The sequence below is a fragment of the Pseudomonas sp. EA_65y_Pfl2_P78 genome, assembly GCF_963970495.1.
Lineage (GTDB): Bacteria > Pseudomonadota > Gammaproteobacteria > Pseudomonadales > Pseudomonadaceae > Aquipseudomonas > Aquipseudomonas baetica_A.
In genome coordinates this window covers 116,710-138,205 of record NZ_CAXAON010000011.1, presented here as the reverse complement: position 1 = coordinate 138,205, position 21,496 = coordinate 116,710, and the positions used below count along the sequence as shown (strand labels likewise).

Sequence of the window (21,496 nt, the reverse complement as noted above, 5' to 3'; positions counted from 1 at the left end):
AAACAGGCTGGTCTGGCTGCGAGACTCTCCTTGGATGTAAGCCATAACGAAAAATGCTCCGTATCTTTCGATACGGAGCATTTTCATTGAGCGCTGCGCAGATTGCTAGGTTTTCACACAGTCTGCGTAGGCTGCTTTTTTCTGCATCGGAAGCTGGACTTAAGCCAGTTTTTCCTTGATGCGAGCTGCTTTACCCGACAGGTCGCGCAGGTAGTACAGCTTGGCTTTACGTACGTCACCGCGACGTTTAACAGCCATGCTGTCGATCTGCGGGGAGTAGGTCTGGAAAGTACGTTCTACGCCAACACCGTTGGAGATTTTACGTACGGTGAACGCACTGTTCACGCCGCGGTTACGCTTGGCGATTACAACGCCTTCGAACGCTTGCAGACGGGAACGATCGCCTTCCTTCACTTTCACCTGAACGACAATGGTGTCGCCTGGGGCAAAGGTAGGGATTTCTTTGGTCATCTGCTCTGCTTCGAGTGCAAGGATGATTTTGTTGGTCATGCTGTGCTCCTAAGGTAAATCAACTGATCTACCATCGATACGTTGTTAACTATCGTCCCGCTCGCGGATGTATTCCTCGAGCAGCTTCTTCTCTTCTCCAGAAAGCGAGCGGCTTTCCAGAAGATCGGCGCGTCGTTCATAGGTCCTACCAAGGGACTGCTGTAAACGCCAACGCCGGATATGCGCGTGATTGCCACTCAGCAACACGTCGGGAACACGCTGATCCGCATACACCTCAGGTCGGGTGTAGTGCGGGCAATCCAGCAGACCATCCGTAAAGGAATCTTCCTCAGCGGAATCCGCATGCCCTAAAGCTCCAGGCAGCAGTCGTGTAACCGCATCGATCAGGACCATGGCCGGCAGCTCACCGCCAGACAGTACATAGTCGCCAATCGACCACTCTTCATCGACATGAGCCTCAATAAAGCGCTCGTCAATGCCTTCGTAGCGGCCGGCAATCAGGATCAATGCATCCGATTGTGCCAACTCGCGTACCGCCGACTGAGTCAGTTGACGGCCTTGGGGGGACAGGTAAATCACCTTCGCCGCCTCCCCGGCTGCTGCCTTGGCCTGAACCAGAGCATCCTCCAGGGGCTTGATCTTCATCACCATGCCCGGACCACCGCCAAACGGGCGATCGTCCACAGTGTGATGCCGATCCGTCGTGTAATCCCGCGGATTCCAACAGGTCAGCTGCAAGAGCCCCTGTTTGACCGCTCGACTGGTGATGCCATAGTCGCCGATGGCGGAAAACATTTCGGGAAACAAACTGATCACTTCTACGCGCAAGTTAGCCACGCTTAGAAGTCCGCGTCCCAATCCACCTTCATCTCACCCGCGGCGAGGTCGACTGCCAACACGCATTGCTCCGTATAGGGCAGCAGGCGTTCGCGATCATCCAGGCTGCCAGCGCAAGGCTTGACTACCATTACATCATTGGCGCCGGTTTCCAGAAGATGATCGATTTTCCCGAGCAATTGCCCCAGTTGATCGATGACCTTCAGACCTTCCAGCTGGTACCAGTAGTACTCGCCTTCGGTCAATTCAGCGAACAGGTTGCGCGGCACGCAGATCTCGTAACCGGCCAGAAGACGAGCTTCTTCACGATCATCAAGACCCTTGAGCTTTGCGACCAGGAACTTGTCGCTCCCGCGTCCACTGACCAGCTCGACCTGTTTGACATTGCCTTCGCGCTTGAGCGTCCAGGTTTTGTACTGCAACAGGTTTTCAGTCGGATCAGTAAAGGAATAAACCTTCACTTCGCCGCGAACGCCGTGAACAGAATAAATTTTGCCAATAACGATCAAATCATCGGCAACAGCAGGCGTCGCGTTCATATTGCTCAGGCCGCAGCCTTGGCAGATTCCTTCAACAACTGAGCAACGCGCTCAGAAGGTTGTGCACCAACGCTCAGCCAGTAGGCTACGCGCTCTTGGTTCACGGACAGACGAGTTTCCTGACCACGGGCAACAGGGTTGAAGAAACCAACCTGTTCTTTGTGGGAACCGTCACGCGGGTTGCGGGAGTCGGTTACGGTCAGGTGGTAAAACGGGCGCTTTTTGGAGCCGCCAAGGGCAAGACGGATTGTTAGCATGTGAACATCGTTCCTGTAGTCGGTGCTGCAAATCTAAATGCACAGCGGGCATGGGTGCCCGAAAGGCCGCATATTCTAAGGAATATCCGGACTTTTGCAAATGACTTTTTCCGGCGCCTATGGCATGCCGTGCAGATTTGCATATAGAGCCGTCGATGAAAACGGCCAGTCAGCTCCCGCCGAGTGCGGGTTTGCTGTTGATCCCGCATCCTTGCGGGGCCTGCGCCGGTGCGACGACCGGCGAGTTATTTACATTTTCGGCATACCGCCGCCGGGCAACATACCGCCCATGCCGCGCATCATTTTCGCCATTCCGCCTTTGGCGGTGAATTTCTTCATCATCTTCTGCATCTGCTTGTGCTGCTTGATCAAGCGACCGATGTCCTGCACCTGAGTGCCCGACCCCATGGCGATCCGGCGCTTGCGCGAACCGCTGATCAGCTCAGGGTCGCGGCGCTCGGCCGGGGTCATGGAGCTGATGATGGCTTCCATCTGTTTGAATTGTTTCTCTGCGGCATTCTGGGCATTGCCCATCTGAGACAGGTTGACGCCGCCGATGCTCGGCAGTTTGTCCATGAGGCCGCCCAGGCCGCCCATGTTCTTCATCTGTTGCAACTGATCACGGAAGTCTTCGAGGTCGAAGCCCTTGCCCTTCTTCAGTTTCTTGGCCAGTTTGTCGGCCTTTTCCTTGTCGAGGGTCTGCTCGGCCTGTTCGATCAGGCTGAGCACATCACCCATACCGAGGATCCGCGAAGCAATACGCTCGGGATGGAACGGCTCGAGCGCTTCGCTCTTCTCGCCCATACCGATGAACTTGATCGGTTTGCCGGTGATCGCTCGCACCGACAGGGCGGCACCGCCACGCGCGTCGCCGTCGACCTTGGTCAGGATCACACCGGTCAGCGGTAGCGCATCACCGAAGGCCTTGGCCGTGTTGGCCGCGTCCTGGCCGGTCATGGCGTCGACCACGAACAGGGTTTCGACCGGGTTGATCGCGGCGTGCAGCGCCTTGATCTCGCCCATCATCTCTTCGTCGATGTGCAGACGACCGGCGGTATCGACGATGACCACGTCGATGAATTTCAGTTTTGCTTCTTTAATAGCCGCGTTGGCGATGTCGACCGGCTTCTGGCTCAGATCGGACGGGAAGAACGTCACGCCGATGTCGTTGGCCAGGGTTTCCAGCTGTTTAATGGCCGCAGGGCGATAAACGTCCGCCGACACGACCATGACCGACTTCTTTTTGCGCTCTTTGAGCAAGCGCGCCAGTTTGCCGACGGTGGTGGTTTTACCGGCGCCCTGCAGGCCGGCCATCAGCACGACGGCTGGCGGTACGGCGCTGAGGTTCAAGTCCTCGTTCGCCGCGCCCATCAGGCTTTCGAGTTCAGCCTGGACGATCTTCACGAATGCCTGGCCCGGCGTCAGGCTGCGCGACACCTCGGTGCCGACAGCGCGCTCCTTGACCGAATTGACGAAGTCCTTGACCACCGGCAGGGCGACGTCGGCTTCGAGCAACGCCATGCGCACTTCACGCAGGGTGTCTTTGATATTGTCTTCGGTCAGCTTCGCCTTGCCGGTGACATGGCGCAGCGTCTGCGAGAGACGGTCGGTTAAGTTTTCAAACATTGCGCGATCCTTTCAGGCCCTGTGTAGACCGGGATAATGGCGGCCCAGACCGGAATCAACATGTGCTCGGCGAGCCTGCGGCGTGGGCAGGTCGCGGATTATAGCGAAGACTGCGTCTGGCGGACACCTCGCTGTCAGCTTCCTGAGTCTTTCGTGCCATGGCGGTTCTATGCCAAACTCAGCCCCTTTCGGGCTTACCGATCAGGATTTATGCTCCCCTTGTCACCCAGTTTGCTGACCACCCTCGCCGCCGCCCTTATATATGCCGCTGCGACCCTTTATCAGAGCACCCGTCTGGCCACCGGCGCCAAGGCGAACAAGCGCCTGCTGGTTACGCTCGGCGTTTTCGCCGTGCTGGCCCATAGCGCCAGCCTGCTCACGCACCTGCTGACCCCGATCGGCCTGGGCCTGGACTTTTTCAGCGCCTCCAGCCTGATCGCAGCGGCGGTGATCGCCCTGACCCTGATTGCCTGTTCGCGAATCCCGGTGGAGAACCTGCTGGTCCTGCTGTTCCCGCTGGGTGCGGTCACGGTGTTGCTGGCGCAGTTCGCGCCGGCCGGCACCGTGCAGATCATTGATGAAGAGCCGGGCATTCTCGCCCACATCCTGCTGTCGATCCTCGCCTACGGCATGTTCACCATCGCGGTGTTCCAGTCCTTGCTGGTGCTGGTGCAAGACCACCAACTCAAGCACAAGCATCCCTCCGGCCTGATCAAGAACTTCCCGCCGCTGCAAACCATGGAAAGCCTGCTGTTCGGTTTCCTTTGGGCCGGCTGGACGTTGCTCTCGCTGTCGCTGATCTCCGGCTGGCTGTTCGTCGAGAATCTGTTCGCCCAGCATCTGGTTCACAAAACGCTGCTGGCGTGTCTGGCCTGGGTGGTGTTCAGCGTGCTGTTGTGGGGCCGCAACCGTCTCGGCTGGCGCGGACACAAAGCGATTCGCTGGACGCTCGCCGGTTTCTGTCTGCTGATGTTGGCGTATTTCGGCAGCAAACTGGTTCGTGAATACATCCTGCATATCTGACGGGCGGCATAAATGGACGGTTTGCCCATAGGGCCGATGCTCGCGGTATTTGTCCTGCTGATTTTATGGTCGGGGCTGTTTACCGCCGTCGAAATCGCGCAGCAACACCTGCTCGCACAACGCACCGCCTCACGCGCCAGTGATAAACCGCTGGCGAAGCTGAGCTTCCCGCTCGACAGCCTGATTCTGTGCAACACCCTCTGCCGTGCGCTCGCGGTCGTGATCGCGACGTTGCTGGCGATTTTCCTCTGTGAAGAAAACGGCCCTTGGGCGGCATGCCTCGGTGCGGGCGCCATCTTGCTGGTCTTCGCCGATTACTTCCCACGCACCCTCGCCCGGCGTTATCCGGAAGCCGTGCTGACCCTCGGCAACACGCTATTGGCCGTGCCGCTGAAAATTGTTTATCCGTTTGCCTGGCTTTTCAGTCGCATCAGCCATTTGCTCCTGAGTCCGTTCGTGCGCAAAACCCAAGTGGTTCAGCAGAGTGACGACGACGCGCAGGCTGATCGTCATGACGATCCCGAACATCCGGCCCGCACGCACCCGACGTCGGGTATCCACGCGCTGGACAACATCACGGTCAACGACATTCTGGTGCCACGCAGTGACGTCGACGGTATCAACCTCGACGATCCGATCGAACAGATCATCGAACAACTGCGCCACAACAAACGCACACGTCTGCCGGTGTTCCACAGCGACATCAATCAGGTCGAAGCGGTGCTCAACACGCGGCAGATCAGCCACCTGCTGAATAACCACAGTCTGACCCGCGAAGCCCTGCTGGCGGCCAGTTACGAGCCGTACTTCGTGCCGGAAAGCACGCCTCTGCAACTGCAATTGCTCAATTTCCACAAGCAGCAACGTCGCCTGGGCATGGTGGTGGACGAGTACGGCGAAGTGCTCGGCATCGTCACCCTGGAAGACATTCTTGAAGAGATCGTCGGCGAATTCGAAAGCGAGCACAGCCTCGACAATCCGCATATTCACCCGCAGGCCGATGGCCGCATGGTGATCGACGGCACGGCCTCCATCCGGGAACTCAACAAATGCCTGGGCTGGCATTTGCCCAGCGATGGCCCGAAAACCCTCAACGGCCTGGTGACCGAGGCGCTGGAAACCATTCCCGAGAGCGCGGTTTGCCTGAAGATCGGGCGCTATCGACTGGAAATTCTCGAGACTGAAGAGAACCGGGTGAGCAAGGTGTTGATCTGGCACACCACGTCTACCCCTGCGCTTTTGCTGCCCCGATAACAGATCAAAAAATCGCCGCTGCGAGAGTGCCTTTCACGCGTTTTTTACGCTTGTTCAATCGTTAGCCCCCTTCCTATAATCGAGGCGCTTACCCAAGCGCCGACGATCCAAGTGCTTACCCGGCACTGCTCAGGTCTCGACCTTTTGCGCATCACCCCGGCGACTGTTCTTACCTGAAACAGCGCTCGCGCCTCATCCCACATCCCTGGGTGCTCGACCCTAATAATTCGCTCCACCGGAGCTCATGACTGTCAGGGATCACCGCATGACAACCCGTACCGCTTACAGCGACACCGCGCCTGCCCAACCGACCAACTCCGCCACCCGCGTGGCGACGGCGAGTTTCATCGGCACCGCCATCGAGTTCTACGACTTCTACGTTTACGCCACGGCTGCCGCACTGGTGATCGGGCCGGTGTTCTTTCCGCAGACCTCCGGCACGGCACAGATGTTGTCAGCCTTCCTCACCTTCGGCATCGCTTTCCTCGCCCGACCGCTGGGTTCTGCGTTGTTTGGCCACTTCGGTGACCGCATCGGGCGCAAATCGACGCTGGTCGCTTCGCTGCTGCTGATGGGTGTTTGTACGACGCTGATCGGCGTGCTGCCGGGTTACGACAGCATCGGGGCCTGGGCGCCCATTCTGCTGTGTGTGCTGCGTTTCGGTCAGGGTCTTGGACTGGGCGGCGAATGGGGTGGTGCCGCCCTGCTGGCCACGGAAAACGCACCGAAAGGCAAGCGCGCGTGGTTCGGCATGTTCCCGCAACTTGGCCCTTCCATTGGTTTTCTCGCCGCCAACGGCTTGTTCCTCACGCTGGCCATGACCCTCAGCGACGAGCAATTCAGCCGTTGGGGCTGGCGCATTCCGTTCCTGCTCAGCGCCCTGCTGGTGATGGTTGGCCTGTATGTGCGCCTGAAACTCCATGAAACCCCGGTATTCGCCAACGCCATCGCCCGCCAGGAACGGGTGAAAATGCCGCTGGTCGAGCTGTTCAGCCAGTATTGGGTGCCAACACTGCTGGGGGCGATGGCGATGGTGGTTTGCTATGCGCTGTTCTACATCTCGACGGTGTTTTCCCTGAGCTACGGCGTATCCACACTGGGCTACAGTCGCGAGACGTTCCTTGGGCTGCTGTGTTTTGCCGTGCTGTTCATGGCCGCCGCCACACCGTTATCGGCCTGGGCCAGTGACCGTTACGGACGCAAACCGGTGCTGATCATCGGCGGCGTACTGGCCATTGCGTCCGGGTTTCTGATGGAGCCGTTGCTGACTCAGGGATCGACCTGGGGCGTGGCGCTGTTTCTGTGCATCGAGTTGTTCTTGATGGGCGTAACGTTCGCGCCGATGGGGGCGTTGTTGCCGGAACTGTTTCCGACTCATGTGCGCTATACCGGCGCGTCGGCAGCGTACAACCTGGGCGGCATTGTCGGGGCCTCGGCGGCGCCGTTCTTTGCGCAGAAACTGGTGGCGATGGGTGGTTTGAGCTATGTCGGCGGGTATGTGTCGGGCGCGGCAGTGCTGAGTTTGATTGCGGTGCTGTGCCTGAAGGAAACGAGGAATAACGATCTGAATCAGGTTGCCTGACCGAAGATCAAAAGCTTCGCGAGCAAGCCCGCTCCCACAGGGTTCTCTGTTGATCACACATTTTGTGTACAACCAAAAAGACTGTGGGAGCGGGCTTGCTCGCGAATAACGCGCCTCGGTTTACAGCTCGACGACAACCGCCTGAGCAGCACGGGTCGCTTTGGCACGCGCCGCTTCAATCGACTCATCCCGCGCCAGCGCCACGCCCATGCGGCGCTGACCATTGACTTCAGGCTTGCCAAACAGACGCAGCGCTGTGTCCGGCTCGCTCAACGCAGCGCCCAGGTTGGCGAACGCGGTTTGAGTCGACTGACCTTCCACCAGAATCACCGCCGACGCCGATGGCCCGAACTGACGGATCAGCGGTACCGGCAGGCCGAGAATGGCGCGTGCGTGCAGGGCGAATTGCGAGAGATCCTGAGAAATCAAGGTCACCAGACCGGTATCATGCGGACGCGGCGAGACTTCGCTGAACCACACCTGATCACCTTTGATGAACAACTCAACGCCAAACAGACCACGGCCACCCAGTGCCTCGGTTACCGCTTTGGCAACACGCTCGGATTCTGCCAGGGCAATCGGGCTCATGGCTTGTGGCTGCCACGACTCCTGATAGTCGCCCTTCTCCTGACGGTGACCGACCGGCGCACAGAACGTGGTGCCGCCGATGTGGCGCACGGTCAGCAAGGTGATTTCGTAGTCGAAATCGATGAAGCCTTCGATGATCACCCGACCTTTGCCGGCACGACCGCCCTCTTGCGCGTAGTCCCAGGCTTTCTGCACGTCATCGTGGCTGCGCAGCAGGCTCTGGCCCTTGCCCGACGAACTCATCACCGGTTTGACGACGCATGGGAAACCCAAATCCTCAACGGCTTTGCTGTAGTCCTCGAAGGTGTCGGCGAAGTGGTACGGCGAGGTCGGCAGATCCAGCTCTTCAGCGGCCAGACGACGAATGCCCTCGCGGTTCATGGTCAGTTGCGCAGCGCGCGCGGTCGGGATCACGGTGAAGCCTTCGGCTTCCAGTTCGACCAGGGTGGCGGTGGCGATGGCTTCGATTTCCGGCACGATGAAGTGCGGCTTCTCGGCTTCGATCACGGCACGCAGAGCGGCGCCGTCGAGCATGTTGATCACGTGGCTGCGATGAGCGACTTGCATGGCCGGCGCGTTGGCGTAGCGGTCGACGGCAATCACTTCAACGCCTAGGCGTTGCAGTTCGATCACCACTTCCTTGCCCAACTCACCACAGCCACACAGCAATACGCGGGTCGCGGTTGGCGACAATGGAGTTCCGATACGGGTCATCTCAGGTCCTCAAAGAAGCGGATCATCGAGGAAAGCAACGCCAGGCGCACTTTCCATGGGGAGAAAGCGCGGCATTTTACATGAACCCGCGGGTTTGGCTTTAGCTGGCGACGGCCTGCTTGCGATCGCGCCAGGCCATGATCAGCCAGACGGCCGTCACGCCAGCAAACTTCGAAGCCAGAGCGGTGATGATCACGGGCGGTGTCAAGGCATCGATCATGCCGAAGAAAATGAAGGTATCGAGGGGAATGCTCAGCGCCGAACTGATCCACAAACGGTCGCGCAACGGCCGCTTGGTGATGCTGAACACCAGCCAGTCGATGCACTCGGAGACCCCGAACGCGACAGCGCTGGCCAATGCGATGGACGGATCGGACGTCACGTAGGACAACACCAGCGCCGCCAACATCGCCACGATCGCGCCATGGCCGAAGCGGGTTTGCACCATGTCACGCAACACGAACACCAAGCCGCCCCAAGCCGACCAGATGACGTCCAGGTGCGGCGCGGTGGAGAAGGCGAAGTTGATCAGCACGACGCTGCTGATGTAGGCGATGAGGAAAATCATGAGGGCGACCTGATAAATTGGCGCACAGGTTACTTCAGGGATTGTTTTGGGCCAATAAGAAGTCGTGGCGTTGCCGGCCGCTTAGCGAGCAAGCCCGCTCCCACACTGGGTCTACAGTGAACACAGATTTTGTGTATGCAATAGATCCATACAAACGGGCTTGCTCGCGAAGGCGCCCTGTCAGACGCCGGATTTCCCAGGGATCATCCACACCAGCCCACTCGCCTTCGCCCGCTCATGACACAACCCCAGCACAACACGGCGCTCGTCGTTGCTCATCCGGCTCCAGCGCGTAATCTCCTCGACCGTGCGCTGACACCCGGTGCAAACATCATCCTCATCCAGCGCACAAATGCTCACGCAGGGCGAGGCGACGGGTCTTTCAGGCGTATTCATTCTTCCTGCTCAACCAGATCACGGGCATAGCGCTGCGCGTTATGCACATAGTGCGCGGCGCTGGCTTCGAGCATTTTCTTCTGCGGCTCGGTCAGCTCACGCACGACCTTGCCCGGCGAGCCCATTACCAGCGAACCATCAGGGATTTCCTTGCCTTCGCCGATCAGCGAATTGGCGCCGATGATGCAGTTCTTGCCGATCTTCGCGCCGTTCAAAATCACCGCATTGATACCGATCAGGCTGTAATCGCCGACGGTGCAGCCATGGAGCATGGCGTTGTGGCCGATGGTCACGCCGGTGCCGATGGTCAGCGGATAGCCCATGTCGGTGTGCATCACCGTGCCGTCCTGGACGTTGCTGTTCTTGCCGATCAGGATCAGTTCGTTATCACCGCGCAGTACAGCGTTGAACCAGACGTTGGCGCCCTCTTCGAGTTTGACCTTGCCCACCAGCACGGCATTGGGGGCGACCCAGCTCTGTGGATGGGTTTGGACACGGGCGTCGCCCAAGCGGTATTTCATCTTGTTGTCCTCAGGGCTCACGGTGAGCGGCCATTGCTGCGATGGCTTCAGGTGTTGATGAAGCTTTTAGGCGGCTGATGCAGGCTGATCTTCGCGTCATAGAGCAGATTGATCAACTCGACGATCATGATTGCCGTCAGCCCCCAGATTTTGTATTCACCAAATCGATAACTCGGCACGTACCAACTGCGGCCCTGGTAGTCGATGCGGTGGGTGTGTTCGCGTGGGTCTTTACGGAAGAATTCCAGCGGCACGCTGAAGACGGCGGCGATCTCGGCGTCGTTGGCCAGATACTCGACAAAATCAGGAATCACACCGACATACGGCGTGACCTTGATGCCGTGCAGAGAAATCAACGGGCTGAGCGGGCCGATGACTTCGACCAGGCCCGGCGGCAGGCCGATCTCCTCTTCGGCTTCGCGCAGGGCGGTGAAGATCAGATCAGGGTCTTCGGGGTCGCGGCGCCCGCCGGGAAAGGCGACTTCGCCGCCGTGGGTCGAGAGGCCGCTGGCGCGCAGGGTCAGGATCAGTTCCGGTTCGTCACTGCGGGTGATCGGCACCAGAACGGCGGCCTCGGGAAAACGCGAGTCGGTCTCCAGCGTGCGCGGTGTGTGGTTGCTTACCCGATGCAGTAGCTCGTCCAGCATAAGAGTTCTCGATCTGTGCCTTGCCCCGCATCATGCACCAATCAATGCGAGCGCCCAAGCCCCCGACTCTTGCTGTGTCGCGAAACGACAACTTGCCGACCGGCACCGCTGCACGCCAAGATAGGCGCAGCATTCAGGAACCTCAGCATGAAATTTTGCAGCCAATGCGGTAACCCGGTGACCCAGCGCATTCCCGAAGGCGATTCGCGGCTGCGATTTGTCTGTGATAGCTGTCAGACCATTCACTATCAGAACCCCAATATCGTCGCTGGATGCGTCGCGACCTGGGACACCCAAGTGCTGCTCTGCCGCCGCGCCATCGAGCCGCGCCTCGGCTACTGGACATTGCCTGCCGGCTTCATGGAAAACGGCGAAACCCTCGAACAGGCCGCGACCCGCGAAACCGCCGAGGAAGCCTGCGCCCGGCTGCGTAACCTGAGCATCTATACGCTGATCGATGTCCCGCACATCAGCCAGGTGCATGTGTTCTTTCGCGCAGAACTGGTCGACCTGGACTTTGCCGCCGGTCCCGAGAGCCTTGAAGTGCGACTATTCGACGAAGCCGACATTCCATGGGACGAGCTGGCTTTCCGCACAGTGGGCCGTACCTTAGAATGCTTCTTCGCTGATCGGCGTGCCGAGACCTACCCGGTTCGCTCGGAATCGATTCCGCCGCTCGCTCAGCCGGTCATCACATAAAAGCATCTATGAATATCTGCATCACTCCCTGGGGAATCGTTTCAATGCGCTGGTTGCTTGCCCTGTTCTGCCTGTCGTTCGTCACGGTCTCGCAAGCGTCATTCGTGACCACCGTATCGCCGTCCAATACCCCTCTGATCGAAAAAGTGCTGGTGCTCAAATCGGCTCATCAGTTGCAGTTGATCGCCGACGGCAAGCCACTCAAGACCTACCGGGTTTCCCTGGGCAAGGGCGCGAAAAAAGGTCCGAAACTGTTTGAAGGCGATAAACGCACACCGGAAGGTTTCTATTGGATCGATTGGCGAAAGGTCAGCGACCGATTCAACCTGGCGATGCACATTTCCTACCCGAACATCAGCGATTCGGCGCGTGCCCGACGGGAAGGCGTCGCCCCCGGCGGCATGATCATGATCCACGGCACACCCGACACCGAGGACACCCCCGAGGATCTGTTCCACACGCTGGACTGGACCGACGGCTGCATCGCCATGCGCAACATGGACATGCGCGAAGTCTGGGGCCTGGTGCCGGACGGCACGATGATCGAGATCCGCCCGTAACGACCCACCACTGGTCACCTGCAAAAAAATAAATCAGAAGATCGCCGCCTGCGACAGCGCCTACAGGGTTGATACCACTTTCAACGACAGGAGCGGCCGCAGACGGCGATCTTTTGCTTTTTACAGCCCACCTCTAATACCACTTAAGACACCCCTCTCCACAACCTGCCATTTCATTGGGCCAACCGCCATTTTCCTGCGTTGACATGGTATTCAAGTGGTATTAATTTGCGCCCAGCAAGCGAGCCACAACAATCCTATACTCGCGCCGGAAATGACCTCAATGAACGACCTCCACGCCCTACGTCCCGATGACTCTCAGCCGACGCCGCTGTACCTGCAATTGGCGCGCAATCTGGAAGCGGCGATTCATGCCGGGCAGTGGAAAGCCGAACAGGCGATGCCGTCCGAGCGCAATCTCAGCGAACAGTTGGGCATCTCCCGCGTGACTGCACGCAAGGCGCTGGAAGTGTTGCTCGATCAAGGTCTGATCCGTCGCTTGCAAGGCTCCGGCACCTTCATCACCCCGCGCCTGGAACAACCCCTCTCACGTCTGTCGGGCTTCAGCGAGATGCTGCGCCTCAAGGGCTTCGTGCCCAGTTCGCAATGGCTGGAGCGGGACATCACCCTGCCGACCCACGAAGAACTGATCCGCCTGAGCCTGTCGCCGAACGACAAAGTCGCGCGCATGAAACGCCTGCGCAAAGCCGACGACACCGTGATGGCCATCGAGATGAGCACCCTGCCCGCCGCGATCATGCCCAAGCCACAATTGGTCGGTGATTCGCTCTACGAATACCTCGACGGCATCGGCAAACCGATCGTGCGCGCCTTGCAACACATCCAGGCCATCAACGCCTCGGACGAGTTCGCCGCACTGGTCGGCATCGCCCCCGGCACCGCCATGTTGCTGATGACCCGGGTCGGCTATCTGGAAGACAACACACCGATCGAAGTCACCGACACCTATTGCCGCAACGACTACTACGACTTTGTTGCAGAGCTGCGCCGTTAAACGGGCGCAGACGTCAAACAGCGAGAACCGAAATGTCCGAAGACAACATCCTCACTGCCCACGGCTGGGTTCGCGGCCGGCTGATCCACGAACACGGCAAAGTCGTGTCGATCGAAGGCGTGCCCTGCGATCCGGCCGATAACGACCTGCCTTATCTGCTCCCGGGTTTCATTGACCTGCACGTTCACGGCGGCGGCGGCAAAGACATCATGGAAGGTGCCAGCGCCTTCGAGACGATCACCAAGACCCATGTGCGTTTCGGTACCACTTCGCTGCTGGCCACCACCATGACCGCACCCAGCGCCGAGATTTCCAGCGTGCTCAAAGCCGTCGGCGAGTTCTGCGAACAGCGCCCGGCCAACAGCGCCCGGGTGCTCGGCGTTCACCTTGAAGGCCCGTACATCAACCCCGGCAAACTCGGCGCCCAACCGAACTTCGCCCACACCGCGTTGATGGCCGAAGTCGAGGAATACCTGGCTCTGGCGCCGATCCGGGTGATCACCATTGCCCCGGAAATCGCCGGCCACGACGGTTTGATCCGTGAGCTCAGCAACCGTGGCATCCGCATGCAGATCGGCCATACCCTGGGCAGTTACGAGGAAGGCGTCGCCGCGCTGGACGCCGGCGCGACCAGCTTCACCCACTTGTACAACGCCATGAGCCCGCTGCATCACCGCGAACCGGGCATCGTCGGCGCGGCGCTGGCCCACGCCAAATACGCCGAGCTGATTCCGGATTTGCTCCACGTACACCCCGGCGCCATCCGCGTGGCCCTGCGCTCAATCCCGTGCCTGTATTGCGTCACCGATTCGACCGCAGCGGCCGGCATGCCCGACGGTGAATACAAACTTGGCAGCCACACCGTGACCAAATGCCTGGGCGGCGTGCGACTGCCCGACGGCACCCTGGCCGGCAGCACCCTGACGATGGACCAAGCCCTGCGCAACCTGGTGAAGATCGGTTTGCCGATCAGTGAAGCGTCGCAGCGTCTGTCTCAATTTCCCGCCGACTACCTCGGCATCAACGAACGCGGGCGCATTGAACCCGGCGCCTGGGCCGACTGCGTGCGGTTGGATCGCTCACTCACACTGACCGCCGTCATGGTCGAAGGAGAAGACATTGACTTCAAAAATGCTTGAAGAGGCGCTGTCCTCGTTTGAGGCCGTGCAAGCCCAACTGCAACAGCTCGACCCACAATTGATCGAGATCGCCGGGCGCCTGCGCCGTCAGCCGCCGCAAGTGGTGATGACCGTCGCCCGTGGCAGCTCCGACCACGCGGCGAGCTACTTCGCCTACCTGACCATGCAGCAATTGGGCGTGCCGGTGGCATCGTTGCCGATGTCGGTGGTGACCATGCAACAGGCGCCGTTGAAGGTCAGCGGTCAAGTGGCCTTTGCCTTCTCCCAATCGGGTCAGAGCCCGGATCTGGTCAACAGCCTGCGCTTGTTGCGCAAGCGTGGCGCGCTGAGCGTTTCGATGGTCAACGCCGCCGATTCGCCACTGGAAGCGGCGTGTGAATTCAGCGTGCCGCTGCTCGCCGGCACCGAAAGCAGCGTCGCCGCGACCAAGAGTTTCATCGCCACCCTCAGCGCCAGCGCCCGTTTGATCGCGCACTGGAAAGAGGACAACGAATTGCTCGAGGCGCATAACGCCCTGCCTGAAGGCCTGCGCGACGCGGCGCAACAGGACTGGAGCGCGGCCATCGACGTACTGCGCGACTGCGAACGTCTGATGGTCATCGGTCGTGGTGCCGGTTTCGCCATCGCCCAGGAAGCCGCGCTGAAATTCAAGGAAACCTCGGCGATCCAGGCCGAAGCGTTCAGCAGCGCCGAAGTGCGTCACGGCCCGATGGCGCTGATCGACGAACACTATCCGTTGCTGGTCTTCGCCCCACGCGGTGCCGAGCAGGCCGGCCTGCTGAGCCTGGCGGCAGAGATGCGTCAACGCGGCGCTCGCGTATTGCTGGCAGCGCCGGATGACGTCACCGAACGTGACCTGACCCTGACCCGCGCCGAACACCCGGCCCTCGACCCGATCCTGGCGATCCAGAGTTTCTACGTGATGGCTGCCGGACTCGCCGTGGCCCGTGGCATGGACCCGGATCAACCGCGCCACCTGAGCAAAGTGACCCGTACGCACTAAGTCCGACTGACTGCACACCTGATGAGACCGAGCCATGCACAACAACAATAAAGAGCTGACCCTCAGCGCCCCGCTCAGCGGCCCGGTGCTCACGCTCGCCAAAGTCCCGGACGCGGTGTTCGCCAGTGGCGCGATGGGCGATGGTATTGCCATCGACCCGATCAACGACACCCTGTATTCGCCATGCGCCGGGGTGATCATCCACGTTGCGCGCACCGGCCATGCCCTCACCGTGCGTGCCGACAACGGCGCGCAAATCCTCCTGCACCTTGGGCTCGACACCGTTGAACTGAACGGCGAAGGCTTCTCGATGCTGGTCAAGGAAGGCACGCGAGTCAGCAAGGGGCAGCCGCTGTTGCGCTATGACGTCGACAAAGTCGGCCTGCAATGCAAAAGCCTGGTGAGCCTGTTGATTCTGACCAACAGTCAAGACTTCCAGGTGCGCCCGATCACCCTCAAAGCGGTGAAAGTCGGCGAGCCGTTGCTGCACATCATCTCGCGCAACAACTCGGCGGCGAATGCTGAAGACGTTGGCGGGCCAGAGGTTCAGGGCCATGTGCGCGTCGCTCATCGCGGCGGCCTGCACGCCCGGCCGGCAGCGCTGATTCGCCAGACTGCGCAGGGCTTCAAGAGCCAGTCGCAACTGCACTTCGCCGGTAAATCGGCGCCGTGCAACAGCCTGATCGGGTTGATGGGCCTGGCGGTCGGCGAACAGGATGAAGTGCAAGTCAGTTGTCAGGGGCCGGATGCTGAAGCGGCGCTGCAAGCGTTGATTACGGCATTGGCCACCGCGCTCGCGGATGATCATCACGCCCCCGCGCCGATCAGCGTTGCACCGCTCAAGCGCCCGGCCGAGGCGGGTGTGTTGCACGGTGTGTGCGCCGCGCCGGGGTTGGTGGGCGGGCCGTTGTTTCATTTGAATGCAATCAGTTTACCCGCGGACGCGGGCAATCATGATCCGCTGGCGCAACAGCAAACACTTGAAGCGGCGCTGGATCAGGTGCGCGGCGACATCGGCAGCACCCTCGCCCAAGCGAAACAACACAGGAGCGCCGACGAAGAAGCGATCTTCGCCGCGCATCTGGCCTTGCTCGAAGACCCGGCCCTGCTCGACGCCGCACGACAATCCATCGAGCAAGGCACGGCCGCCACCCATGCGTGGAGTCAGTCGATCGACGCTCAGTGCGACGTGCTCCAGAAAACCGGCAGCGCGCTGCTGGCCGAGCGCGCCAACGACCTGCGCGACCTCAAGCAACGCGTGCTGCGCGCCCTGCTTGGCCAAGCCTGGCATTACGAGGTGCCGGCCGGTGCTATCGTCGCCGCCCATGAACTGACCCCATCGGACTTGCTGCAACTCAGCGCTCAAGGTGTTGCCGGATTGTGCATGGCCGAGGGCGGTGCGACGTCGCACGTCGCGATTCTGGCGCGGGGCAAAGGTCTGCCGTGCTTGGTGGCGTTGGGCGCGGCGCTGCTCGATCAGCCGCAAGGCCAAGCAGTGGTCCTCGACGCCGACGGCGGGCGCCTCGAACTGACGCCCAGCACTGAACGTCTGGCCGACGTCCGGCAAGCGCAAATCGACCGCCAACAACGCCGCGATGCGCAACAAGCCAAGGCTCATCTGCCCGCCGAAACCCGCAATGGCGTGACCATCGAAGTGGTCGCCAATGTTGCGTCCAGCCATGAAGCGGCGGACGCGTTTGCCAACGGCGCCGACGGTGTCGGTCTGTTGCGCACCGAGTTTCTGTTCGTTGACCGCCAGACTGCGCCTGACGTCGAAGAACAGCGCGCCGCCTATCAAGCCGTCATTGATGCCATGGGCGATAAGTCAGTGATCATCCGCACCATCGACGTCGGCGGCGACAAGCAACTCGACTATCTGCCGCTGCCCGCCGAAGCCAACCCGGTGCTCGGTTTGCGCGGCATTCGTCTGGCCCAGGCCCGCCCGGAAATTCTCGATCAGCAACTGCGCGCGCTGCTGCAAGTCAGCCCGTTGCAGCGTTGCCGGATCCTGTTGCCGATGGTCACCGAAGTCGACGAACTGCTGCACATCCGCGAGCGGGTCGATGCGTTGTGCAATGAACTCGGTATCACTCAACGCCCGGAAATGGGCGTGATGATCGAAGTCCCCGCCGCCGCATTGCAGGCCGAACAACTCGCCGAACATGCCGATTTCCTCTCGATCGGCACCAACGATTTGTCGCAATACACCCTCGCCATGGATCGCGATCACGCAGGACTCGCCGCCCGCGTCGACGCCCTGCACCCGGCGCTGCTGCGCCTGATCGCCATGACCTGCGCAGGCGCAGCGGTGCACAAACGTTGGGTTGGCGTCTGCGGCGCCCTCGCCTCGGACCCGTTAGCGACACCAGTGCTGATCGGCCTCGGCGTTACCGAACTCTCGGTGAGCCCGGTGCAGATCGGTGAAATCAAGGATCGCGTGCGCCAGTTGCACGAAGCCCAATGTCAGCGCCTCAGCCGCGATCTGCTCAAGCTGAGCAGCGCCGCCGCCGTGCGCCACGCCTGTCATCAACATTGGCCACTGCGCTAACAAAAACAAAAAGGACAAACGCCATGTACCAACTCTTCATCGAAGGCCTGCAACGCCTCGGCCGCGCGCTGATGCTGCCGATTGCGATCCTGCCGATTGCCGGCCTGCTGCTGCGCCTGGGCGATACCGACCTGCTGAACATCGCGATCATCCACGACGCCGGTCAGGTGATCTTCGCCAACCTGGCGATGATCTTCGCCATCGGCATCGCCGTCGGCTTCGCCAAGGACAACAACGGCACCGCAGGCCTTGCCGGAGTGATCGGTTATCTGGTGATGATCTCCACCCTCAAGGTGCTCGACGCGAGCATCAACATGGGCATGCTCGCCGGGATCGTCAGCGGCCTGATGGCCGGCGCGCTGTACAACCGCTTCAAGGACATCAAGCTGCCGGAGTACCTGGCGTTCTTCGGTGGCCGGCGTTTCGTGCCGATTGTCACAGGGTTTGCGGCGGTCGGGCTGGGCGTGGTGTTCGGCTACATCTGGCCGCCGATTCAGCAAGGCATCAACAGCTTCGGTAGCCTGATGATGGAAAGCGGCAGCTTCGGTGCCTTCGTCTTCGGCGTGTTCAACCGTCTGCTGATCGTCACCGGCCTGCACCACATCCTCAACAACATGGCGTGGTTCGTCTTCGGCAACTTCACCGACCCGACCACAGGTGCGTTGGTGACCGGTGATCTGTCGCGCTACTTTGCCGGCGATCCGAAGGGCGGCCAGTTCATGACCGGCATGTTCCCGATGATGATCTTCGGCCTGCCGGCCGCGTGCCTGGCGATGTACCGCAACGCTCTGCCAGAGCGGCGCAAGGTCATGGGCGGGATTTTCCTATCGATGGCTTTGACGTCGTTTTTGACTGGGGTAACCGAGCCGATTGAATTTGCCTTCATGTTTTTGGCGCCGTTGTTGTATCTGCTACATGCGCTGCTGACCGGGTTGTCGATGGCGATCACTAACGCGCTGAATATTCATCTGGGCTTTACCTTCTCCGGCGGCTTCATCGACATGGTGCTGGGCTGGGGCCGTTCGACCAATGGCTGGTTGGTGATTCCGGTCGGGCTGGCCTATGCCGTGGTGTATTACGCGGTGTTTGATTTCTGCATTCGTCGTTTCAATCTGAAGACGCCGGGGCGTGAGAATGTGGCGACGGCTGACAAGGCAGTTCTCACCGAGAACGAGCGCGCTGCGGCTTACATCAAGGCTCTCGGTGGTGCGGAGAATCTGGTGACGGTGGGTGCGTGCACTACCCGCTTGCGTCTGGAAATGGTTGATCGCAACAAGGCTTCTGACGCTGACTTGAAGGCACTGGGTGCGATGGCCGTGGTACGCCCGGGCAAGGGCGGCAGCTTGCAGGTAGTGGTCGGGCCATTGGCCGACAGCATCGCCGACGAAATCCGCCTCGCCATGCCGGCGCTGGGGCGTGCGTTGGTGTCTGCGCCTGCGGTGGTGGTCGAGGAATCGAAAGCTGCGTTGGTCGCTGCGCCGCAAGCTCAACAATGGCTGACGGCACTGGGCGGTAGCGAGAATGTGCTGCAACTGGACTGCATCGCGCTGACACGTATTCGTCTGCAACTGGCCGATGGTAAAGCGTTGTCCGAGGCGCAGTTGAAAGAGCTGGGTTGTCAGGGTGTCAGCCAGTTGGAAGGCGGGGTCTGGCATTTGTTGGTGGGGGATAAGGCAGCGAGTTTGAGTGGAGCGCTTGAGGCGTTGGTCAATCGCAGTGAGCTCGGTGCAAAGGTTTAAATCTGCTGCGCCTGAGCGGGCCTCTTCGCGAGCAAGCCCGCTCCCACAAGGTGATTGCATTCCAGATGGGGAGCTGGCTTGCCAGCGATGACGCCCGTCGAGCCTCTACTCAATCAAAACTGTGGGAGCGGGCTTGCTCGCGAAGAACGATGACACGGTAAACCTGATCAATCAGGTTTGCGGGTCTACCCGATCCAGTGCCCGGTTTACTGCCAGTTCGGCGAGCATGACGATTTGCTGGATGCCTAACGCCGTACTGCGCTGCGAACCGCTTAGCTCATTGGCGAAGTGGCTGGCGGCGGTACTTGCCGAGGCTAATGACTCGCAAGCGTGGGCGAGCAGGCTTTCGGTATCGACCTCTGGGCAGACCATGAACATGGTGCTTGGTCGGCGTGGCATTGCGGGTTCGGGGCACAGGTAGAAGTCGAGGGCGCGCTTGATGGCTTCGCGGTTTCGGGCCTGGTCTTCGGCGCGGAGAGCTTCTTCGAGTGGGGTTTTGGTTTCGGGTGGATCGGGTACGGGCTTGGTCATTGCAATGATCTCTAATCAAATGATTGAAGCCATCACTGGTCGTTTCTCACGCGACGAGGAGGTGGCAGCTATGTGCGGAGTGAGAAACCGGTAAGAGATCAACCCGGCCGAACCGAAGTTCGTCCGCACACAGCCGCCATAGAGCATTGCAGGCAGCAAATGAGCTGGCGGCGATTATGGTGCTACTGACGTTTGATTAAAACCTCTTACCGGGTTCTCACACCCGATCACCGATTTGCGGTGACAGCCAAAGACTAGAGACCCGACGTCCGACGGACAACCTGAAAACCTTGTGGGAAGGTTCTGGTGATTTGATGCATTTTTAAACAACCTTGGGTGATGGGGTGGCCGGGCGGGCCTCATCGGGCTCCCACAGTTGGAGTGTGTGCATCCAGATAGAGACTGGTCGGCTATCAGGCCGCCATCGCTGGCAAGCCAGCTCCCACAGAAAAGCAAAGCAGCGCCACCTACTCGCTCCTGCTTCTCACCACCCAACAGGATGAGCGCAAGCTCGGCTGCAGCTCTTGATCTTGATCCACAGGCCCCGTCGGCAGGCTGAGCGCAGGGATTCATCCGGGGAGAACATCGAGAGGAGGTGCAGCGAAGCAAACCGGAGGCGATGCCCCGGATGGATCCCGGAGCGAAGGAACCCCGAGCCCCAGCGAGCGGGCCGAACGTTGGGGCAAGCGTTTTTGGTTACTTTTTAGGCGTCTGTAAAAAGTGACCCGCCGTAAGGGCGGAACTCTGAGCAGCCGTGACCACAGCAATGGATATGTACTCGGTCAGCCAGAACATCATTGCCTGAGCCGACGCCTTCGCGAGCAAGCCCGCTTCCACATAGGAACCCCATCGCGCAAAAAATCGGGGGCAACAAAAAACCCGCAGACAATCACTCATCTGCGGGTTTCTTGTAATGAGCGGCTATCAGAAATCTTCCAGCCGCCACACTTCATAAGCCGGTGTCTCGTACGGGTGGCTCAACTTCAAAGCCGCCACTACAGAGCGAATCAACTCATCCGCCACCACAAGCTCAACCTTCCATTCCTCAACCCGCTCAACCTGCCCCGCTTCCCCAATAAACGGCTGACTGCCGTCCAAAGGTCGAAACTGACCCAAACCGAGCACCTGCCAAGCACAGTGGTCATAGTCCCCGATCCGCCCACCACCGGCAGCGAATACGGCTTCCTTGACCACCTCGACATGACTGTCAGGAACAAAAAACGCCAGCTTGTACACGGA

General features: G+C 60.2%; 22 protein-coding genes. 10 read left to right on the top strand and 12 right to left on the bottom strand.

Annotated elements, in window-relative coordinates:
* Positions 1–159: 159 nt before the first annotated feature.
* From rplS to ffh, 5 genes are all read right to left on the bottom strand, one after another.
* Positions 160–510, bottom strand: a complete 351-nt coding sequence (gene rplS, locus AACY02_RS12010; RefSeq protein ID WP_003175895.1) for a 50S ribosomal protein L19 — start codon at positions 508–510, stop codon at positions 160–162.
* Positions 511–555: 45 nt separating this feature from the next.
* Entirely contained in the window at positions 556–1,308 is a 753-nt protein-coding gene (trmD, locus tag AACY02_RS12005; RefSeq protein ID WP_090281920.1) for a tRNA (guanosine(37)-N1)-methyltransferase TrmD, read from the bottom strand.
* 2 nt (positions 1,309–1,310) lie between these two features.
* Complete coding sequence (gene rimM, locus AACY02_RS12000; protein WP_095191188.1) at positions 1,311–1,847, bottom strand: ribosome maturation factor RimM; 537 nt, start codon at positions 1,845–1,847, stop codon at positions 1,311–1,313.
* Positions 1,848–1,852: 5 nt separating this feature from the next.
* Positions 1,853–2,104, bottom strand: a complete 252-nt coding sequence (gene rpsP, locus AACY02_RS11995) for a 30S ribosomal protein S16 (RefSeq protein WP_016986371.1) — start codon at positions 2,102–2,104, stop codon at positions 1,853–1,855.
* 249 nt (positions 2,105–2,353) lie between these two features.
* Complete coding sequence (gene ffh, locus AACY02_RS11990; protein ID WP_339432121.1) at positions 2,354–3,730, bottom strand: signal recognition particle protein; 1,377 nt, start codon at positions 3,728–3,730, stop codon at positions 2,354–2,356.
* Between the two features lie 210 nt (positions 3,731–3,940).
* On the opposite strand from ffh, the gene AACY02_RS11985 reads away from it, so the two are divergent.
* From AACY02_RS11985 to AACY02_RS11975, 3 genes are all read left to right on the top strand, one after another.
* On the top strand, positions 3,941–4,753 hold the full coding sequence (locus AACY02_RS11985) for a cytochrome C assembly family protein (RefSeq protein WP_339432120.1): 813 nt from the start codon (positions 3,941–3,943) through the stop codon (positions 4,751–4,753).
* A 12-nt stretch (positions 4,754–4,765) separates the two neighbouring features.
* On the top strand, positions 4,766–6,007 hold the full coding sequence (locus tag AACY02_RS11980) for a transporter associated domain-containing protein (RefSeq protein ID WP_339432119.1): 1,242 nt from the start codon (positions 4,766–4,768) through the stop codon (positions 6,005–6,007).
* Positions 6,008–6,272: 265 nt separating this feature from the next.
* The gene (locus tag AACY02_RS11975) at positions 6,273–7,589 is read left to right on the top strand and encodes an MFS transporter (protein WP_339432118.1); all 1,317 of its coding nucleotides are present in this window, start codon (positions 6,273–6,275) and stop codon (positions 7,587–7,589) included.
* A gap of 120 nt (positions 7,590–7,709) precedes the next feature.
* Here AACY02_RS11975 and purT read toward each other — a convergent pair whose 3' ends face one another.
* The 5 genes from purT to AACY02_RS11950 all read right to left on the bottom strand — a co-directional run bounded on the left by purT (position 7,710) and on the right by AACY02_RS11950 (position 11,023).
* Complete coding sequence (gene purT, locus AACY02_RS11970) at positions 7,710–8,891, bottom strand: formate-dependent phosphoribosylglycinamide formyltransferase (protein WP_339432117.1); 1,182 nt, start codon at positions 8,889–8,891, stop codon at positions 7,710–7,712.
* A gap of 100 nt (positions 8,892–8,991) precedes the next feature.
* Positions 8,992–9,459: a VUT family protein gene (locus AACY02_RS11965; protein WP_221729895.1), complete on the bottom strand. Its 468-nt coding sequence runs from the start codon at positions 9,457–9,459 to the stop codon at positions 8,992–8,994.
* Between the two features lie 180 nt (positions 9,460–9,639).
* Positions 9,640–9,855: a DUF1289 domain-containing protein gene (locus AACY02_RS11960; RefSeq protein ID WP_339432116.1), complete on the bottom strand. Its 216-nt coding sequence runs from the start codon at positions 9,853–9,855 to the stop codon at positions 9,640–9,642.
* Positions 9,852–10,376, bottom strand: a complete 525-nt coding sequence (locus tag AACY02_RS11955; RefSeq protein WP_339432115.1) for a gamma carbonic anhydrase family protein — start codon at positions 10,374–10,376, stop codon at positions 9,852–9,854. The genes AACY02_RS11960 and AACY02_RS11955 overlap by 4 nt, the downstream gene beginning before the upstream one ends.
* Before the next feature lie 47 nt (positions 10,377–10,423).
* Positions 10,424–11,023: a CoA pyrophosphatase gene (locus AACY02_RS11950; protein ID WP_339432114.1), complete on the bottom strand. Its 600-nt coding sequence runs from the start codon at positions 11,021–11,023 to the stop codon at positions 10,424–10,426.
* Between the two features lie 147 nt (positions 11,024–11,170).
* Between AACY02_RS11950 and AACY02_RS11945 the strand changes: the two genes are divergently transcribed.
* The 7 genes from AACY02_RS11945 to nagE all read left to right on the top strand — a co-directional run bounded on the left by AACY02_RS11945 (position 11,171) and on the right by nagE (position 19,726).
* Positions 11,171–11,722: an NUDIX hydrolase gene (locus tag AACY02_RS11945; protein WP_339432113.1), complete on the top strand. Its 552-nt coding sequence runs from the start codon at positions 11,171–11,173 to the stop codon at positions 11,720–11,722.
* A 44-nt stretch (positions 11,723–11,766) separates the two neighbouring features.
* Positions 11,767–12,282, top strand: a complete 516-nt coding sequence (locus tag AACY02_RS11940) for a L,D-transpeptidase family protein (RefSeq protein WP_339432112.1) — start codon at positions 11,767–11,769, stop codon at positions 12,280–12,282.
* Positions 12,283–12,565: 283 nt separating this feature from the next.
* On the top strand, positions 12,566–13,297 hold the full coding sequence (locus AACY02_RS11935) for a GntR family transcriptional regulator (RefSeq protein ID WP_221729900.1): 732 nt from the start codon (positions 12,566–12,568) through the stop codon (positions 13,295–13,297).
* Positions 13,298–13,329: 32 nt separating this feature from the next.
* The gene (gene nagA, locus AACY02_RS11930) at positions 13,330–14,436 is read left to right on the top strand and encodes an N-acetylglucosamine-6-phosphate deacetylase (protein ID WP_339432110.1); all 1,107 of its coding nucleotides are present in this window, start codon (positions 13,330–13,332) and stop codon (positions 14,434–14,436) included.
* A complete protein-coding gene (locus AACY02_RS11925) occupies positions 14,417–15,439 on the top strand; it encodes an SIS domain-containing protein (protein WP_221729902.1) in 1,023 nt (340 codons plus the stop codon). The genes nagA and AACY02_RS11925 overlap by 20 nt, the downstream gene beginning before the upstream one ends.
* Before the next feature lie 34 nt (positions 15,440–15,473).
* The gene (ptsP, locus tag AACY02_RS11920; RefSeq protein WP_339432109.1) at positions 15,474–17,987 is read left to right on the top strand and encodes a phosphoenolpyruvate--protein phosphotransferase; all 2,514 of its coding nucleotides are present in this window, start codon (positions 15,474–15,476) and stop codon (positions 17,985–17,987) included.
* A 23-nt stretch (positions 17,988–18,010) separates the two neighbouring features.
* Entirely contained in the window at positions 18,011–19,726 is a 1,716-nt protein-coding gene (gene nagE, locus AACY02_RS11915; protein WP_339432108.1) for an N-acetylglucosamine-specific PTS transporter subunit IIBC, read from the top strand.
* Positions 19,727–19,897: 171 nt separating this feature from the next.
* Here nagE and AACY02_RS11910 read toward each other — a convergent pair whose 3' ends face one another.
* Both AACY02_RS11910 and AACY02_RS11905 read right to left on the bottom strand, forming a co-directional pair.
* Positions 19,898–20,257, bottom strand: a complete 360-nt coding sequence (locus tag AACY02_RS11910) for a DUF6124 family protein (protein WP_339432107.1) — start codon at positions 20,255–20,257, stop codon at positions 19,898–19,900.
* Positions 20,258–21,181: 924 nt separating this feature from the next.
* Positions 21,182–21,493, bottom strand: a complete 312-nt coding sequence (locus AACY02_RS11905) for a YqfO family protein (RefSeq protein WP_339432106.1) — start codon at positions 21,491–21,493, stop codon at positions 21,182–21,184.
* Positions 21,494–21,496 lie beyond the last annotated feature (3 nt).

Excerpts from the sequence above, each read along its gene's own strand:
- AACY02_RS11950 (WP_339432114.1), bottom strand. The coding sequence starts at position 11,023 with ATGCTGGACGAGCTACTGCATCGGGTAAGCAACCACACACCGCGCACG.
- AACY02_RS11960 (WP_339432116.1), bottom strand. The coding sequence starts at position 9,855 with ATGAATACGCCTGAAAGACCCGTCGCCTCGCCCTGCGTGAGCATTTGT.
- rpsP (WP_016986371.1), bottom strand. The coding sequence starts at position 2,104 with ATGCTAACAATCCGTCTTGCCCTTGGCGGCTCCAAAAAGCGCCCGTTT.
- AACY02_RS11935 (WP_221729900.1), top strand. The coding sequence starts at position 12,566 with ATGAACGACCTCCACGCCCTACGTCCCGATGACTCTCAGCCGACGCCG.
- ptsP (WP_339432109.1), top strand. The coding sequence starts at position 15,474 with ATGCACAACAACAATAAAGAGCTGACCCTCAGCGCCCCGCTCAGCGGC.
- nagE (WP_339432108.1), top strand. The coding sequence starts at position 18,011 with ATGTACCAACTCTTCATCGAAGGCCTGCAACGCCTCGGCCGCGCGCTG.
- AACY02_RS11940 (WP_339432112.1), top strand. The coding sequence starts at position 11,767 with ATGCGCTGGTTGCTTGCCCTGTTCTGCCTGTCGTTCGTCACGGTCTCG.
- AACY02_RS11985 (WP_339432120.1), top strand. The coding sequence starts at position 3,941 with ATGCTCCCCTTGTCACCCAGTTTGCTGACCACCCTCGCCGCCGCCCTT.
- purT (WP_339432117.1), bottom strand. The coding sequence starts at position 8,891 with ATGACCCGTATCGGAACTCCATTGTCGCCAACCGCGACCCGCGTATTG.
- AACY02_RS11945 (WP_339432113.1), top strand. The coding sequence starts at position 11,171 with ATGAAATTTTGCAGCCAATGCGGTAACCCGGTGACCCAGCGCATTCCC.
- rplS (WP_003175895.1), bottom strand. The coding sequence starts at position 510 with ATGACCAACAAAATCATCCTTGCACTCGAAGCAGAGCAGATGACCAAA.
- AACY02_RS11965 (WP_221729895.1), bottom strand. The coding sequence starts at position 9,459 with ATGATTTTCCTCATCGCCTACATCAGCAGCGTCGTGCTGATCAACTTC.
- ffh (WP_339432121.1), bottom strand. The coding sequence starts at position 3,730 with ATGTTTGAAAACTTAACCGACCGTCTCTCGCAGACGCTGCGCCATGTC.
- AACY02_RS11980 (WP_339432119.1), top strand. The coding sequence starts at position 4,766 with ATGGACGGTTTGCCCATAGGGCCGATGCTCGCGGTATTTGTCCTGCTG.
- AACY02_RS11910 (WP_339432107.1), bottom strand. The coding sequence starts at position 20,257 with ATGACCAAGCCCGTACCCGATCCACCCGAAACCAAAACCCCACTCGAA.
- rimM (WP_095191188.1), bottom strand. The coding sequence starts at position 1,847 with ATGAACGCGACGCCTGCTGTTGCCGATGATTTGATCGTTATTGGCAAA.
- AACY02_RS11955 (WP_339432115.1), bottom strand. The coding sequence starts at position 10,376 with ATGAAATACCGCTTGGGCGACGCCCGTGTCCAAACCCATCCACAGAGC.
- AACY02_RS11975 (WP_339432118.1), top strand. The coding sequence starts at position 6,273 with ATGACAACCCGTACCGCTTACAGCGACACCGCGCCTGCCCAACCGACC.
- nagA (WP_339432110.1), top strand. The coding sequence starts at position 13,330 with ATGTCCGAAGACAACATCCTCACTGCCCACGGCTGGGTTCGCGGCCGG.